Origin of the sequence: Rhodopirellula baltica SH 1, assembly GCF_000196115.1 — a bacterium.
Classification (GTDB): Bacteria; Planctomycetota; Planctomycetia; order Pirellulales; family Pirellulaceae; genus Rhodopirellula; species Rhodopirellula baltica.
Genome location: NC_005027.1, coordinates 5,917,302 through 5,934,586 on the forward strand (window position 1 = coordinate 5,917,302; position 17,285 = coordinate 5,934,586).

The following is a 17,285-nucleotide window of genomic DNA, read 5'->3' on the forward strand; positions in this document are numbered from 1 at the left end:
TTCGCGAATGGTTGCTATGGCTCGTTATTGGTTGGGATGTCTTGGATTGATTCTGGTGATTGGATGCAGCAAATCTGATTCCAGTTCCACGGTGAAAACACAATCAGGTTCCGATGTGGTGGCCGATGCATCCGCAGATGCGACCGGTTTTCCACGTCAGTGTGGCGACTACACCGTTTTGGGCATTTTGACGGACAATCAAGACAACTCAAAAGCCAAGGAAAACGCCGAGACAACTTTGCTGCGTCATCCGAATGTGGCTTGCCTGGTCGGGTTGTGGAGCCAAAACACGCCGATGATTTTGGCCGGCCTTCGAAGCAGCGATGCGATTGGAAAAGTCGCGGTGGTTGGTTTCGATGAGCACCCGGACACTTTGGCGGGGATCCGTGACCAATCGGTTTACGGCACGATCGTCCAGCAACCCTACGCATTCGGTTATCGCAGCGTGCAGTGGCTGACAACGATGGCAAAGGGCGGCGAAGTTGAGGTGCCGGAGTCGGGAATGATCATCATCCCTCACCGATCGATCACCGGTGCAAACGTCAACGAGTTTGCCGCAGACATCGATGCGATCAAGTCAGGCAAAGGACCGATCTTGTCCGGCGAGCAGCAGATCGACGGATCAGGAGTGCGTGTGGCCTACATCACCAATTCGTTGGATCCGTTTTGGACTTTGGCCGATGCCGGTTGCAAGCGTGCGGCGGAACAATTCGGATGCGAAGTTGATGTGCAGATGCCGTCGAGCGGTTCCATCGAAGAGCAAAAGCGATTTTTGGAATCCAATGTCGCGGCAAAGGTGGATGGGATCGCGATCAGCCCGATCGATCCTGAAAACCAAGTGGCAATGATCAACGATGCTTGCAAAGTCACCCCTGTGATTTGTCAGGACAGCGATGCACCGGCTTCGCGTCGCAAGTTCTATCTCGGGACAAGCAATTACTTGGCCGGGCGAGCTGCCGGCAAGCTGATTCAAGAAGCCATTCCGGAGGGCGGTGAAGTGATGCTGTTCGTCGGGAAAATGGAAGTGCTCAACGCGCAGGAACGCAGCCAAGGCATCATGGACGAATTGGCGGGCAAGCCAATTCCCGCGATCTTGCAAGGCAATTGATTGGCAAAGCATTGCCGATTTGGAAGCAATCCTTCACCGTTGCGATCCGCATAACCGGATTGAGTGGCCGCGAGGATGAGCATTCAACCATGTTTCCTCCTTCCTGCGGGAAGGATTGAGGAAGCTCGGGTCGAAAGGTGACGTAGGTTTCCGTGTCGAGCGAGGGTGTGCCTGGTTCGATGCGACGTGCAAACCTTTTTGAGAGTTTGACCATGAGTGCCATCCCTCCCGCCGTGCAGCAAGTCCTACAGGCTCGCCAGGACGCGACGCAGACGCAAATCGATGTTGCGTTGTTGGGGCAAAATCTGGATGTGCAGCGGCAAACCGGCGACGCGATCGTTCAGATGATCTCCGAAGTTGTCGACGTGCAAAAGCAACTCGCCAGCGGTCACATCGACGTCCGCGTTTAGCAAGGATGTTTGGTTGTTGGCGAGCACGCTGCGAACCAGCCCATGCCCAACCAGATCAGCATTCTGCCCGCTCACTGTTCTATCGAGCGGGGACCCACGATGGCTTTGATCAGCCTGTCGTTTTCTCAGCGACCTTCGCGAAGACGGTAGCCCAGGAAGTTGTCCAGCTCCGCTTCTTTTTCGATTGCTTGGACCGTTCGTTCGATGTCGTATTCGACTCGTCGAAACATCACCAAGTCCGGCTCCACAATCGCGTAGCAGCTGCGAGGGTCGCCATCACGTGGTTGACCAACGCTGCCAACGTTGATCATCAATTTCGCATTGGGATCGGCCAGCGAATATCCGGTTCCGGTGTCAGCGGGACGGACAAAGCGTTGCTCCATCGTGAACACACCGGGAACATGCGTGTGGCCCTGGAAGCAAACTCGCGGGACCAGCGAAAACAGCTTTTCCATTTTCTTAGTGTTCTGGGCGTCTTCTGGAAAGACGTATTCGTTCGTTGGTCCACGTGGCGAACCATGGACAAACAACCAGTGGTCTTCACGAACGGTTCGAGGCAACGCACACAAGTATTCAATTCGTTTGCGGCTTGCTCCCGGATCGTCGCCGGTTTCTTCCAGCTGACTGCGGGTCCAGAAGATCGCTTGTTCGGCAGCGACGTTGAATCCTTCCGGGTCGAACAGCGAACTGCTGTCGTGATTTCCCAAAACGCAAAAGTCGAAACCCATCACGGTATCGAGGCAGGCGCAGGGTTCCGGACCGTAACCGACCACATCGCCTAAACAGACGATACGGTCAACCTTTTGCGATTCAACGTCCGCGAGGACGGCTTCGAGCGCGGACAGGTTTCCGTGGATGTCGCTAAGAATGGCTGTACGTGTCACCCGATCAATGTCCTCGTTTCAGTCGGTCGCCGAGGGCATCGTCCAGATCGGGTTGAGCGTAAATCTTTTGAGCCGTCTTCTCGAAGTCGTATTCGACGCGGCGGTAGGTCACCGTCTTCGCATCGGTATCCAAGATGATGTAGCACGATTGATTGTTCTCGTCTCGCGGCTGGCCAACACTGCCGACGTTGATCATCAGTTTGTTGTTGCCCAACGCGTAGGTGTGATCGCATTCGTCCGGCGTGACGAATTCGCACTCGGTGGTGAACACGCCCGGCAGGTGGGTGTGACCCATGAAGCAGTATTGATCGATCTTGCCAAACAAGATTTCCATCTTGCGAGCGTCGTACATGTATTCAGGGAAGACGTATTCATTGGTTGGATCGCGAGGCGAACCGTGGACGAACTTGAATTCGCCGTCATCGATGAATCGAGGCAGCTCCCCGAGGAAATCCCACCGAGCATTGACTTGTGCGGGACCGCCTTTGCCACTGTCCAGCTCATCGCGAGTCCAGTAGATCGCTCGGAGTGCCATCGGGTTGAAGCCGTCTGGATCAAACAGGGCCGCTTGGTCGTGGTTGCCAAGAATGGTGTGTTTGCACCGGCGCATCACCAGATCCAGGCACTCACACGGATTGGGCCCGTAACCAATGATGTCGCCCAAGCATATGACTTCTTGGACACCGACTGAGTCGATATCTTCCAGAACCGCTTGCAGCGCTTCGAGGTTCCCGTGGATGTCGCTGATCAACGCTCGCTTCACAAAATTCCTCGGTCACCTCACCTGGATGCTAAACCTGCCGGGTGTCATTGTAGTCTGGACTAAATTTGCACGACAATCCCACGCAATTGACTCGGCGAGTTCCCGACAATGCACTCCAAGGCCGAATCTGACGACCAACGACCCATCACCGGTTTGGCTCTCGAAGTCATCGGTCGCGAGGGATCCGTGGCGTTCATTCGTGATGGTGAAGTGGTGCAATCGGCCGACTTACCAAGCGATGTTCGTGCGACCGCGTCCCTGACACCTGCTCTTGAATCGTTGCTGATAAGCATGAACTCAGCAGCAACCGGCTCCAGCACCGGCCAGGCCGAATCGCCACTGCCGACGCAAACGAGTCACCCAGAATTCATCGCAGTTGCCGATGGTCCGGGGTCATTTACCGGTTTGCGTATTGCCGCAGCTACAGCGAAAACATTGGCTTATGCCTGGGGAATTCCCGTGGTGACGTTGGATTCGTTGTCCGTTTTGGCGGCGGCTGTGTTGCCGACGGGAGCTGCTGAGACGGAAGCGTCAGGGGATGATTTGCCTGGCGTCGGCCAGCGAATGATGGTGGGGTTGGATGCTTATCGTGGCCAAATGTTCGTGGGGACATTTGTTGCCACGGAAGCCGGATGGCAATCGGACAAAGAAATCGAACTGCTCGATCGAGACGATTGGCTCGAGACGCTGGAATCGGCCTCGCCCGGAACTTGGTTGACCGGAGACGCGATCAAACCCGGTCTACCGACGGCGCAATTGCGGGTCGTTGGTCGAAAGCAAACTCTGGCTTCCGCTTTGGCAAAACTCGCTCACCAAGAATATTTAGTGGGACAAACCACTGATCCAATGGAAGTGTTGCCGAAGTACTTTCGCCCAAGTGCAGCCGAAGAGAAGGCAGCGTCCTCCAAGTAACCGGTCGAATGTCGACTGGTTTCGAGGCCCCAATCGCCGAACGGATGTTCATTCGTCGGCGTTTGGAACGACCAGATCGGTGATTAGCGAATCGCACTCATGTAGAAGCTGAACATCCGCTCGTCGTCGGTGTCAGCCTTGAGCACTGGGAACGCAAAGTCGAACGCCAGCGGTGCTGGGCCGAGCATCGGGATCGCAACACGAAGACCAAAGCCGGGAGCGACTCGGAAATTGTCCGAGTTGATTTCGATGTCTTGTTCCACTGTTCCGAAGTCAACAAACGCGACGCCTCGGAAAGCATCATCCGCCGTGAGCGGGAACATGTACTCCACCGAGTTCAGCCATTGGAACTGGCCACCGACTTCGACGCCATTGATGACGGGGCTGGCACCACGAAAGTCGAAACCTCGAATCGTTGCATATCCACCGGCAAAGTAGTTTTCAAAGATCGGTGTTTCGTCGCCGCTGAATCCAAGCTGAACGCTGTACGAAAGTGTTTGCTTGCCCGAACCGTCGGCACGTTCGCGAAGCAGCAAGTATTTTCGGTACTCGGCTTCGAAGGTGGAGTATTCGTAATCGCCGAACGTTTGTTCGAAGCTCAACTCAAAGTAGTGGCCGCGACTAGGTTGCAGTGGGCTGTTTCGAGTGTCGTGGATCAAAGAAGCCATTCCGCTGTACAGGCCGTTGTCTCCCAGCACGTCATTCAGCTCAGGCACCGTGTTGACGCGTGGGTCGGTGATCTCAACGTTTTGGCCGCTCACGCCCAGTGACACGGAAAGGTCAGGTGTCACGCGATAGCCAAAGCTGATCCGGCCGCCGAGACGATTCTCGTCCCAGTCGTCAAAGTTGCGGTCGTACAAGAATCCACTGAGCGACATGCTGATCGGCAGATAACCCAGCAGGTTTGGGTCGGCGAACTGGGCCGTGTAGCGTTGGTAGTCGCTACCAGGAGCAGCTTCCAATCGAAATGTCTGCCCGGCACCGCGGAATGCGGTTCCGCTGAACAGATCGCCAAACGAACGTGGCCAACGACTGATATCGAAGTTACGTTCGTCGACTGTGATTTGGCCGGTGACACCAGCATCACTGTTGACCGCACCGCCGAACATCAATCGTCCGGTTCGAGCAGGGTAGCCCTGGATAATCAGATCGGCTTCACGAACGGTGGGTTGATTGACAACGGGAGGTGCCAAGTTGGGCGACGATGGAAAGCTTCCCTGCAACGGCCCTGGCAATGCACCACCTTGGTAGACGTCGCCTTGGTAGGTTTGGTCTGGATAGACTTGGCCTTGATACGCTTCGCCCTGGTAAGTTTGACCCTGGTAGCCGCCGTTTTGATAGGTCGGTGCAGCGTAGGGATTGCCAGGTGCTGGAGCGGGTGCAGGTGTGGTTGGAACCGCGGTGCCCGGGGCACTGTAAGTGGAGGGGCCGCCATAGACCGATTGACCATAGGTCGATGCGGCGGGTGCCGATGGTTGGTTTTGGTACGACGGTGGCGCACCATAGGCCGACGGTGGTGGATATGCGGTTTGGGCGGCACTTTGTGACGATGAAACGAAACCGGATGACAACGCGAGCAATGCCGATGCCGTGACGCGAGTCCACAGCGAGCGATTGATGTCGTCGAGCCAGCGCGATGCCGTGTGATGCTTCGGATTCGACGAAGCATCCGGTTCAGAAGATTGGGTCACAGCACGCATCCATGACTTGAAGCGAAACTTGAGCGGGAGTGAGTTCAATGTGGCCTTGAAGTTCATCTTTGCGATCCCTCCAACGGCTTCACGATGATGTCTGGTGGTTCAGCGATCGTTGGGTTGGTTTCCAACAGATTGCTTCGTTCGATGCGGTTGCGACCGGTTTCTAGGTCACGCCGGTCGATGTAGTCGCCTTCTCGCATCTCGATCAGGTTCAACATGGTGGACTCTCGCATCAGGTGAGGTTCGCCATCGATCTCCACTCGAATGCTATTCACTTTCCAGCGATCGCCCTCGGTGATCTCGTAAACCAAGTCAACGATGCCGTTCTCATCACGCATGATCGTTTTTGGGTTGACCTCGGCGTAGATGAATCCGAGTTCGCCGTACCCATAGACGATTTCGCCGATGTCTTTCCGCATCTTCGTTCCGCTGAAGGTGTCGTTTGCTTTCAGTTCGAGACGTTTGCGAAGCGATTCTTCGGTGACGTATTCGTTGCCGACGATTTGGACATCACCCACTTTGAAACGTGGGCCTTCGTGGACGACAAACACGATGGTCAGCCATTTGCCGGTTTCGTCATATTCGATCCGGCGTCCGACCGTCGCGGTGAGGAAGCCAAGGTTGTGATAGTACGATGCCAACACGTTGACGTCGGCGTCAATCTTCTTCATGTCCGCGACATTGTTGATGTAGCTCATGATGCCCATCATCGGACCGCGGCTTTGGATGACTTTTTTTAGACGCGATTCGCTGACGATCGAGGCTCCCTCGATTTGAATGTCTTCGATGCGTTCTTTGGGGCCTTCGTTGATTCGGAAGACGACGGCGTTGGTGTCACTGGGAAGTCCAATGCCAGCTTCAATCGCAGCTTGGTTGAAGCCTTCTTCGTGGTAGTAGTCGAGCAATCGACGCTTGCCGGTTTCGATCGCGAATTCGCTGAGTGGGTCGCCTTCGGTGATTCCCGAACGCCCCGATAGTTCACGGTCATTCATTCGGTAGTTGCCGTGATAGATCACCTTCGACACCATCGCTCGTTCGCGAACATAGAACGTGACCAGCACACTCTTCTGCGGTGCGTTGCTGGACCCATTGGCTCTGGTGACACGTTCTTCGGTTTCGAAGGTGACGTGATCGAAAGATCCCATGTCGTTCAGGCGACTGACGTCCGACAAGACAGTTTCTTCGCTGTAGAAACGACCTTTGCGGGTTTGCAGTTCCGCCAGGATATCGGTGGTGCTGATGACCTGATTGCCGACCAGTCGGACTTCGGCGACGACCGCATCTCCATCTTCGCGACGAAGGGCCATGCCGTCCCGGTTGTGAATATGGTCGCGAAATTTTGGTTTGGTTGCGGCTGCAGGTGCTTGGGCCTGGCCTCCGCCCATACCACTACCGCCACCGCCGAATTGAGCGAGGAGAGTGGTTGGTGAGCAGGCAATTGCCAGACAGCAAACAAAACACGCCAGAAAGCGGTGTTTTGAAAGGTCGCAGTGGTAGAGTCGAGACGGCATGAGCAGCCATATCCGTGGCACGAGAATTGAGGTCTTCCCGTCTCTACCAATGCTCACGCGGGTGCCACAAGGCGAATACGTCCCCACCCACAAACTTCAATCAACTTTGCAAAATGGTTCGATTTGCCGAGAAAGATCAATTTGGCAAACGGCTGTCATTCTGCCGCTTCGAACATCGACCTGGGGTGAAGAGCACGGCCGTGAAACACCTCTGTTTCCCACTCGCGATCAGTTGTGAAAACGCCTCTGGTGAAAGTCGCTTGAGGAGGACCTCAGGGTGCACCGTGTTCGATCAACTTCTGCTGAAGCGACTCAAAGAAACTGCGATCTTTGGCGTATTGGTCCGGATCAATTTGGTATTTGAAATAGTCCAAGTAGTTGATCCAGCGTTTGGTTTCGTCGACGTAGGAGTACTCGGGGTCTGTCATTGGATTGACCCAATCTGGATCGCCCGGTTCTCGTTGGCCGGTGATTTGGCCTTCACCATCGACGATGAAATTCGCGGTCAGCACGGGAAGCTTCATTCGCAACTCGTAGATCGCACGCTCACCCCAAGACATGCCCGCGGTCGCTTCCTCCCAAGCCTGTGTTACGTCGGGCGACGTTGTGCTGTCCGGGAACCGAATGCCGTTGGCTATGCCCGATTGAGTGATCCCATCGCGGTTGAGGTCGACCTGCGCCGCCGGCGGCACCAAAAGATTCAGAGCCCCTTCTTCGCTCAGCGAATTCACTTGGATCGGATCCGCCAATCCATGAATTGTTTGAACGGTTTCCAGTTCTTCGGGTGGCAGTCCGCGGAGGAATGCCTTTGGTGTCGCATATCCCCCTTCGTCGTACGCCTTGGACATAACGCCCGCGTATGTTTGGCCTAACAAAGCGGCGTCTTCTTGATCGCGATAACGCCCGAGTTGTTCGACCTGGTACCAATTGGTCCACGACTGCTGGATTTGGGAATCAAGCGGTGTGTCAGCGGCAACCGGTTCGGCGCTCGCATATGCTTCTCGTCCGAAATTCGCCAGCACTTCGCTGAAAACGCTCTGGACGTTTTGGTTGGCGGCTCGACGATGGTCGTCGAGCGTCATCACACTGGATTGTCGCGTGTCGATTCGCACTTGAGGTTTCGCTCCATGCAAGCGGGACGTTCCTCACGCTTATCGACCAATGTCGATGTTCAAGTTTGATGGTTCGCGAAGGATTTTCGCAGAATGTCGATTGAGTCGACTCTATCGCGAAAGTTTTAGATCCACGAAAGATCGAACCTGACTGGTGATAGCACGTTCAGTGGGCAATCGTTCCATGGAACTCGCACCATAGAAACCATCGATCGGGCATCGGTCCATGACATACTGAGCATCATCCGGTTCCGCGATCGGGCCACCATGGCAAAGCACGAACACGTCCGAGCGAACATCGCGTGCGGCGGAAGCAATTTCGCTGACCAAGCGGACACTGTCATCGAGAGTCATCGCGGTTTGCGCGCCGATCGTTCCGGAGGTTGTCAGACCCATGTGAGCGACGATGACGTCGGCACCCGCGGCCGTCAGCTCGCGAGCCTGTTCCGCATCAAACGCATACGGTGTGGTCAGTAGGTCCATGTTGTGAGCCGCGGCGATGCATTCGATTTCCAACTGGAAACTCATTCCCGTTTCTTCCAAGTTGGCTCGAAACGTTCCGTCGATCAGGCCCACGGTGGGAAAGTTCTGAATGCCGGCGTAACCGAGTGCCTTTAGTTCTTGCAGGAAATGATCTCGCAATAGAAACGGATCGGTGCCGCAAACGCCAGCGAGCACGGGTGTGTGCTTCACGGCGGTCAAAATTTCCGGTGCCAATTCCTTCACGATCTCGTTGGCGTTGCCATAGGGAAGCAGCCCCGATAGCGAACCACGTCCCGCCATCCGGTAACGACCCGAGTTGTAGACAACGATCAAGTCGATCCCAGCTTCTTCTTCGCACTTGGCCGAGATTCCGGCGCCCGCTCCGCCGCCGATGATCGGTTTGCCTGCCGATCGCTTTTTTCGAAAGCCGGACAGAATGGATTCGCGTGTGTGAGTCATGGTGCGTGGTTTTGGAAGAGTCATCAGTTGAGAAACGATCGAATCTCAAGCGGATCCGTCTTGCGACAGGTTCCACATCGATCGAAAGGTCCCCGTCAACGCGTTCGCGAATTCGGGATCGTTGATGTGATACGGTAAGCGACGAACCGTTCGCTTGGGAGTCGTGTCGACGCACCGTTCCAGTTCGCTGAACAACGCTTCATCGGCTTCCGCATCGAAGAACGGTTGTCCGGGAGCATCCAACGCCGAAACGCCTTTTTCCGGAATCAGGATTGCCAATTCGGCGGTCGAGCGATTCACCTTCGCTGCAATCCATCGAGCGATTTCGCGGTTCTCATCCGGGGTGGTCCGCATCAACGTGATTTGCGGATTGTGAACGTGGAGCAACCGATCGTCGAATTTCTCGGGGACGGTCGATCGAGCCCGGAAGTTCACCATGTCGAGGGCGCCCAGGCTCATCACATATGGGACTCCCGACTCGATGATCGCATCGAATCGCGACGGTCCGGCGGGGAAGATGCCTCCGACCACTTCGTCCGCGACTTCGGTGGTGGTGATGTCCAAGACGCCGCGAATCAATTTGGACTCGACCAATTTGTCCATCGCTCGACCGCCGGTTCCGGTCGCGTGAAAGACCAACGGGTCCAATCCCTCCGCCTCAAGTGCCACACGAACGGCGGTGGCGCAAGTCGTTGTGACGCCGAACATGGTCATTCCGATGGCTGGCCGAGCTGTCGATGTCGGACTCGGGATAGAAACCATGCCCGCCAAAGCGTGTGCCGCGTTGGAAAGGATCTTCGTCGATACTTGGTTGAGACCTGCGACATCGACGATCGAGGGAAACATCACGATGTCGCTGCCACCCACAAACGCGGAAACATCACCTCCGCCGACGGTGGACACCATCACCTTCGGCAGCCCAATCGGCAGCACCGCCATCGCGGGACAAACCAAAGCGGTTCCGCCGGTGCCTCCCAGCCCGATCACGCCCGCAACACGTCCCGACCGATGTTCGTTCGATAGAAAGGTTTGCAACGCATCGCTCATCGCTTGGATTGCTTGGCCGCGATCTTCGCATCTCAATGCGTTCGTGTTCGGATTGCATCGAGCCACCGTGTCTCTCGTGATTGAGGGTTCGATGGACGGCGGATCAAGCGTTCCGACATCGATGGTTGCGACGGACAACCCTTGCGTTTTCAATTGTTCCGCAACGAAATTCAATTCCTCGCCTTTGGTGTCCATCGTGGCGATCGCGTAAACCAACGGTGAAAGATCGGAGGTGGTCGGTTGCATGGCGAATCAAACAGTCAAGCGGGCAATCATTTGGATCAACTTCCGTTGATCGAGAGGTTCGGTGGTGTCGTCGGTGCAATCGCCGTCCAACATTTTTCCTGATCGCTTTTCGTTGCGTCGGCGGTTGGCGTGATGATAAGTCGTTTGCGAACTCGGCGTTGCAGTTCCGTGGTCGTTCGTTCCCTTATGTCAGTTTGCTAACCAGGGCAACGAGCTTGGCAGCGTCGATGGGCTTGCTGAGGTAATCATTGCAGCCCGCCTTTAGACACAGATTCATGTCGCCTTGCATCGCGTCCGCCGTCAACGCGATGATTGGTGCATCGTAACCCAATTCGCGAAGTTTTTTCGCCGTTGCGTAGCCGTCCAACTTGGGCATCTGCATGTCCAAGATGATGACATCAGGCAATCGCCTAGCCTTCATACTTTCGATGATCTTGTCGACTGCTTGCAAACCATCTTCGCATTCGTCGACCGTCGCACCCGCTTTGGTCAGGATGCGGCGACTCAGGAAACGAATGTCACGACGGTCATCCACCACCAACGCGTAGCAATTCAGTTTGATAGGCGTCGTCGATGAGTTCTCCAGGTCATCCACTAGCTTTGATACGGGTTGCGAGTGATCCACCATCGCGACTCCCGTTAAGTCACCGGGGAACACACTCAGAGTGAATGTGCTGCCCACGCCCACTTCGCTTTGGAAATGGATGGTTCCGCCCAGCATTTCTGCCAGTCGTCGACTAATCGTCAATCCAAGACCCGTTCCGCCAAACGTCCGATTCACACTGGAATCACCCTGGGAGAATGGCAAGAACAACTGCTCTTGTTGTTCCGGGGTGATACCGATGCCGGTGTCGATCACGTCAATGCACAACCGGATAGGCTCGGATTCCATCCTCACCACCAATCGGACATTGCCTTCCGGAGTGAACTTGATCGCGTTGCCGACCAAGTTGATCAAGACCTGTTTGAGCCGTTTCGCATCAGACTGGATTGATGCGGGGATTTGTTGGCCGTACTCAACGGTCAGTTCGAGTCCCGCTTCTTTGGCGCGGACTTCCATGATGCTCCGGACATCTTCGATCAGATGAGCGGGATCAAAACGCTCTGATTCCACATCGAGTTTACCGGCCTCGATTTTGGACAGGTCCAAGATGTCATTGATGATGTCCAGCAGGTAGTCGCCGTTTCGACGAATGGTTTGAAGATGGTGCAGGCCTTCGGTGTCCTGAATGATGTCTTGCAAAAGTTCCGCGTATCCAAGAATCGCAGTCATTGGCGTGCGGATTTCGTGTGACATGTTCGCCAGGAACGCACTCTTGGATGCGCTGGCTTCGTTGGCTCTTCGCTCGCTTTCTCGGAGCGTTTCCGCCTGCACGTGTTCTTGCGTCGAATCCCAATTCACTCCGTACATGCGAGTGACATTGCCGGACTTTCCACGGACGACTTCGCCCATGCCAGTGATCCAACGCATTTCACCATCCGGACGGACGATGCGGAATTCGTATTCGTAGTCTTGATTGCCTTCAATCGCTTCTTGCCAATGTCGTTTCAGAGACTCCACATCATCGGGGTGTGTCAGCGAGAAACAGAGTTCGGGGCTGCCCTTTCGATCGTCCGTTACACCGAACAGTTCGTACATCTCCTTTGTCCAGTAGCTCTTCTTTGGCGTCCATTCCCAAGCCGCCATGCCGCCGGCCCGAAGTGCCATCTGCATCCGTCTCGACGCGTTCTTTTTGGCTTGCTCCGAACGAACGCGGTCACTTACGTCGCGAACAATGCCAACGTATCGGTGTTCACCAGACAACGATGTTTCGCTGACCGACAAATCCAAACTGAAAGTGGACCCGTCTTTTCGTCGTCCGGTCACTTGGCGTTGATGACCGATGATGTGGCTCTGGCCTGTTTCCTCGTAGGCCTTTAGGTAGCCATCGTGCTCACTATGTTCCGGTTCAGGAATCAATGCATTGATGTTGCTTCCTGTTAATTCATCGACGCCGTAACCGAAAATCTTGGCCGCGGCGACATTGACCGAGTTGATGGTTCCACGACGATCAATCGTGATGATGCCGTCCACCGCCGTGTTGAAGATGGCTTCCAATCGAACCGCGACTTCTTGTTGTTTTAGTTCTGCTTTTTTGCGATCACGAATGTCGACTCCGGATGGAATCAGGTATTCGATGTTGCCGTCATCATCGAATACGGGAGCGATCATGAAATCGATCAACACTCCATCGTCGCCATGAGCAAACAGAGACACGTCGTACCGCACCGGTTCGCCCTTGAAAGCCCGTTCCATGGCATCTCGCATTTGTTGAGCCACGTTCGGATCGTAGTTCCACCATGGTGCTTCATGGAAAGGCTTTCCGATGACTTCATGTCGATTGACCCTCGCGTATTCGAGGGATCGATCATCAACTTCCAGCAACAAACCGTTGCGATCAATCACACCCACCAATCCGAGTTGATTGTTGATGACTCGCCGCAAGTGGGCTTCTCGGTCGGCTAATTCCAAGCGGCTTTGTTTTTGATCGTGGATGTCGATGTTCATTCCGACCCATCGATTGACCGTTCCATCGGGCCGACGTTGAGGTGCCGTTCGGACTTGGAACCATCGGTATTCGCCATGGCGGTTTCGCAGGCGATACTCCAACACCAGTGGGCGATCTTTGGCGACCGCGTCGGTCCATACTTTCTGAGTCAATTCGCGATCATCGGGATGAATCACATCGAGCCAACCCAGCCCGACCCACTGCTCCAGAGTTTGCCCCGTGTATTCACGCCAGCTGGGCGAGTCCGATTCGACGACGCCGTCGGCATTGGCAATCCATACGATCTGAGCCGAGGCCCGGACCAGCGATTGAAACAGTTCTTCGCTTTCTCGGAGCTGCGTGACATCGGTGAAGGTGAGTACGATGCCATCGTGATCGCCGGAGTAGGATCGATACGGCAACACACGACGGATGAACGCTTTGCCGGTGTTTGCAACGATGGTGTGTTCGACACCGTCTTCTTGAATCAGTAGTTCCCATTTGGGAAGCGGCGGCATGTCTTGCACGTTGGGGGCAATTTGCGTGAGCGGACGACCCACGTCGGTCGCAATCAAACCATAAATTTCCGTTGCCGCGGGTGTGAAGCTTCGAATCGATAAATCATCGTCCAAGAAAATCGTTGCGATCCGTGTGCTTCGAAGAAGGTTCTGCAAATCGGCATTGGCTCGAGCAACCGCTTCACTGCTGCTTCGGATTTCTTCTTTAGAAATCTCCAGCTTTTCATTCGCAGTTTGCAGACCTTGGTTCATCACGAGAAGTTCGTTGTACGACGACGTCAGCTCCTCATTGGTGGCCTCCATTTCCTGGATGGATCGATCGAGGTCATCTCGAGTCGTAGCAAGTTCTCGCTCAAGTTGTTCGATCCGTTGCTGAGCATGGGGATCCGCCGCGATTGATGGATCAGAGCCGATTGAATCATCTGTCGACGAATCCGATGGTGCGATGGAAGGCCCCAAGTCCTCAAACGCCACCATGAACAACTCAGTTTCGTGACCAAGTTGCATCATCGGTTGAATCGTCAGCTTCACTCGCTGTTGACCGCTCTCGCTCATGATCAAAAGGTCGTCACGAACAACTCGTCGGCGGTTCGCCTTGGCTTCCGCGAAGGCACCACGCAGGCCAATTCGCAGATGAACGTGAGCCATCTTGATCAAGTTGTTCTGATGCATCCCTTCGCCACTGGAGAGATACGGGCTGGTGTCCGACAGCGTGCAGATGACCTTCCCATCGACGTCAACGACCACCGCCTTGGGAGCAAATTCATCAAGGATGATTCGCTGCAACACTTGGTGGATTTCTTTTGTGTCCTCTTCGTTGGGAACAATCGCGGCGGTCTGGGTGGCTTCGGTGGCGCTCACAAAACCTCGTGAGTCTGCCGTGTCAGTGACCGTCTCGGTTCCCTTTCTCTGATTGATTCGGTGTTCTGCGTCAACGGTGCGAAACAGTTCGTCATGTGACGAGATCGATTCGCTTGGACCGAGAAACAGATGCCCATTGGGACGCAATGCGTAGTGAAAAAGCGGGATGAGTTTTTTCTGAAGGTGCGGACCCAAGTAGACCAGCAGGTTGCGGCAAGAAATCAAATCCTGTCGAGAAAAGGGAGCGTCACTGATGAGGTTGTGCAGCGAGAACAGAATCGACTCACGCAGATTGCGTTTGGCGTGATAGCGTTTGCCGCGTTTGACGAAAAATTGTTTCAGTCGGGTCTCGGGAATGCTTTCGGTGATTCCAAGTGGGTAGACTCCTTGGCGAGCGATTGCCAAAGCATGCTCGTCAATGTCACTGGCGATGATTTGAAAGGTTGGTAGGGAGTCTTTTGCGTGATCGTCATCCCGCTGTGTCTTCAGACGGTCGAGGTGTTCGTAGCAAAGGATTGCCAACGAGTAGGCTTCTTCTCCGGTCGCGCAACCGGGCACCCAAATTCGAACTGGATCACTGGCCGTGCGTCCCTCGAAGAGTTGAGGGATCACTTCCTCCGCCAATGCCTTGAACGATTCAGGATCTCGGAAGAATGCCGTGATCCCGATCAACAATTCGCGAAACAGGTTTTGGGTTTCGTCTTGGTCATCTCGTAAACGACCCAAGTAAGTCGCAACATCGGAGATTTGCAGGATTTGCATCCGCCGCAAAATTCGTCGCGTCAGCGTCGCGGTCTTGTAGTGCTTGAAATTGTGCTTGGTCGCTTTGTAAAGCACGTCCGCGATCTCTGGGATCGACCGTTCGATCTCCTCCAGCATCGATTCTCGAGTCAGTCGATTGGATTGTTGCTTCCGATAGACGACGTAGTCATTCAGTTCATTCGCAATCTCTTTGGGCGTCAGGACATGGTCCGCCACACCGGTGGTCGCCGCATTTCGCGGCATGGAATCAAATTTCGCCGAAGACGATATTTGCGAAAACGTCATGCCGCCCGCATCGCTGATCGATTTCAATCCGAGCGTTCCATCGGTGCCCATGCCGGAGAGAATCACACCGATGCCCTGCTCGCCTTGCGTCTCGGCGATGGCATGAAAGAAATGATCGATCGGTGTTGCGGGGGATTCCTCGGTGGCCGGCTTCAGCATCAACCGGGAACCGCTGCTGATCGAGAGCAAGCTGTTTGGCGGACAGATGTAGACCGTGTTCGGTCGAATGAGTTTCCGAGACTTCAGTTCGACGACCCGCAGCGATGTAGCATCCGCCAGCTGTTCGATCCGCGTTGCGTGCAATTCCGATGCATCGTGGCCGACGAACACCATCGCCATGTCGGGTGAGTCACCCAACGACGCGAGTAGTTCTTGCAATGCCTCTATCCCGCCAGCGCCAGCTCCCACGCCGACGACCAGTGGTTTGGATTCCGGTTGTGGATCGCTCAATGGAAACGTGTCTCCCGTCCCGCGAACACCGTTGACTGGCAGTTCAGACTTGGGCCGGTATGGGCAATTGGTATGGTCTCGGCGCGTTGAGGTTCAGAATGCATCGAAACCTTTCCAGTAACCTCGCGATGTGAACGACCGAATCGTCCTGATTGGAAGCGACAAGCCCGTTTGGGTCAATCGATCGAGGGCCGCAAATGACGCGTTCACGACTCGATTCAGACCGTTTCGTTTTTGAAGACTACCACTGTAGACGGATGTCCATACGACTATTGCAGCTGATCAATTTCCGATCAATCGACCAGTGGCGAAGCAAACTGCCGCGTGGCCGGAACCTCAATCGTTACTCTTCCGAAAATCGCGGTCCTACGCAAAACACAACGGCTGAGAGCAGGATGGACTGATTGGATTCGCTCAAACAGCAGCCTGAGGATCGAACGGACAATTTTGGCATCGCATTCGCGTTGCCTGGGTTTGCTTCCGAGACGCCGTCGTTGCTTTGGGTAACAGGTTGCCTCGATGTCATCTCCTCGCATGCCGAAAGGGCCAACCATGAGACAACCACGTGATGTTATCCACTTTCTATTGCTAACCGCGGCCTTGGTCGCCGGCTTCGTCGTGTCCGGATGCGACAACAAGGAAACCGTTTTGGACATCGAAACGCCGGACGGTGGTGTGGAAGTGAATCGCGATATCGACGACGGCAGTTTGAGCGTCGACGTGGAAGAGTAGAGATCAGCAACATCGCGAACGGCGATCGTTCGCGAAAGTTTGAACCATCAATCTTCAGGAGAATTGTGATGAATTGGGATCGAATCGAAGGCAAGTGGAAACAACTCAAGGGTCAAGCTCAACAACAGTGGGGTGACCTGACCGACGATGATTTGGATCGCGTAGACGGGAAACGAGAAGAGCTCGTCGGTGTCGTTCAAGAACGATACGGGTTGGCAAAGGATGAAGCAGAAAAGCAAGTTCAGCAGTTCGAGAGTTCTTGCAATTGCTGAACGAATTTGAGGCCACCCCAAACGGGAGGGACTTTCAAACTTTGGATGAATTCAATCGGGTCGCGTCGACTTCCATCGACGACGACCTTTTTCCGTGTCTTGACCACACGCCGTAAAAACAAAGATCAACTGGCTGACCATGGATATTCCGCAAATCACAACTGGTTCCGACGCTGAACAAGGAGCGATGGGACAGATCTATCTCGCGACCGGAAAGCATGTGGCGCTCCGCCGATGGGAGTAAA

General features: G+C 54.8%; 13 protein-coding genes. 5 read left to right on the plus strand and 8 right to left on the minus strand.

Going from position 1 to position 17,285, the window contains the following annotated elements:
- Positions 1-16 precede the first annotated feature (16 nt).
- The gene (locus RB_RS22545) at positions 17-1,108 is read left to right on the plus strand and encodes a substrate-binding domain-containing protein (protein ID WP_164922375.1); all 1,092 of its coding nucleotides are present in this window, start codon (positions 17-19) and stop codon (positions 1,106-1,108) included.
- 212 nt (positions 1,109-1,320) lie between these two features.
- On the plus strand, positions 1,321-1,518 hold the full coding sequence (locus RB_RS22550) for a hypothetical protein (protein ID WP_231845896.1): 198 nt from the start codon (positions 1,321-1,323) through the stop codon (positions 1,516-1,518).
- Positions 1,519-1,643: 125 nt separating this feature from the next.
- Here RB_RS22550 and RB_RS22555 read toward each other — a convergent pair whose 3' ends face one another.
- Together RB_RS22555 and RB_RS22560 are read right to left on the minus strand one after the other, a co-directional pair.
- Complete coding sequence (locus RB_RS22555; protein ID WP_007327495.1) at positions 1,644-2,402, minus strand: metallophosphoesterase family protein; 759 nt, start codon at positions 2,400-2,402, stop codon at positions 1,644-1,646.
- A 4-nt stretch (positions 2,403-2,406) separates the two neighbouring features.
- Positions 2,407-3,165 (minus strand): metallophosphoesterase family protein, encoded by a 759-nt coding sequence (locus tag RB_RS22560; RefSeq protein WP_007327496.1) that lies wholly within the window; start codon positions 3,163-3,165, stop codon positions 2,407-2,409.
- 108 nt (positions 3,166-3,273) lie between these two features.
- Between RB_RS22560 and tsaB the strand changes: the two genes are divergently transcribed.
- A complete protein-coding gene (gene tsaB / locus RB_RS22565; RefSeq protein WP_011122994.1) occupies positions 3,274-4,077 on the plus strand; it encodes a tRNA (adenosine(37)-N6)-threonylcarbamoyltransferase complex dimerization subunit type 1 TsaB in 804 nt (267 codons plus the stop codon).
- 83 nt (positions 4,078-4,160) lie between these two features.
- Here the strand turns inward: tsaB and RB_RS22570 are convergent, their stop codons facing one another.
- The 6 genes from RB_RS22570 to RB_RS22595 all read right to left on the minus strand — a co-directional run bounded on the left by RB_RS22570 (position 4,161) and on the right by RB_RS22595 (position 16,036).
- Positions 4,161-5,834 carry a BamA/OMP85 family outer membrane protein gene (locus RB_RS22570; RefSeq protein ID WP_007339602.1) on the minus strand — a complete coding sequence of 558 codons (1,674 nt, stop codon included), beginning with the start codon at positions 5,832-5,834 and terminating at the stop codon, positions 4,161-4,163.
- Complete coding sequence (locus RB_RS22575; RefSeq protein ID WP_007327499.1) at positions 5,831-7,285, minus strand: BamA/OMP85 family outer membrane protein; 1,455 nt, start codon at positions 7,283-7,285, stop codon at positions 5,831-5,833. Before RB_RS22575 ends, RB_RS22570 begins: the two co-directional genes overlap by 4 nt.
- A gap of 272 nt (positions 7,286-7,557) precedes the next feature.
- Positions 7,558-8,397 (minus strand): hypothetical protein, encoded by an 840-nt coding sequence (locus RB_RS22580; RefSeq protein WP_164922376.1) that lies wholly within the window; start codon positions 8,395-8,397, stop codon positions 7,558-7,560.
- Positions 8,398-8,508: 111 nt separating this feature from the next.
- The gene (locus tag RB_RS22585; protein WP_011122998.1) at positions 8,509-9,363 is read right to left on the minus strand and encodes a phosphoenolpyruvate hydrolase family protein; all 855 of its coding nucleotides are present in this window, start codon (positions 9,361-9,363) and stop codon (positions 8,509-8,511) included.
- Between the two features lie 21 nt (positions 9,364-9,384).
- Entirely contained in the window at positions 9,385-10,632 is a 1,248-nt protein-coding gene (locus RB_RS22590) for a Tm-1-like ATP-binding domain-containing protein (RefSeq protein ID WP_011122999.1), read from the minus strand.
- 184 nt (positions 10,633-10,816) lie between these two features.
- Positions 10,817-16,036 (minus strand): PAS domain S-box protein, encoded by a 5,220-nt coding sequence (locus RB_RS22595; protein WP_011123000.1) that lies wholly within the window; start codon positions 16,034-16,036, stop codon positions 10,817-10,819.
- Between the two features lie 552 nt (positions 16,037-16,588).
- Here RB_RS22595 and RB_RS22600 point away from each other — a divergent pair.
- Entirely contained in the window at positions 16,589-16,768 is a 180-nt protein-coding gene (locus RB_RS22600; RefSeq protein WP_051058096.1) for a hypothetical protein, read from the plus strand.
- A gap of 65 nt (positions 16,769-16,833) precedes the next feature.
- On the plus strand, positions 16,834-17,040 hold the full coding sequence (locus tag RB_RS22605) for a CsbD family protein (protein ID WP_007327509.1): 207 nt from the start codon (positions 16,834-16,836) through the stop codon (positions 17,038-17,040).
- Positions 17,041-17,285 lie beyond the last annotated feature (245 nt).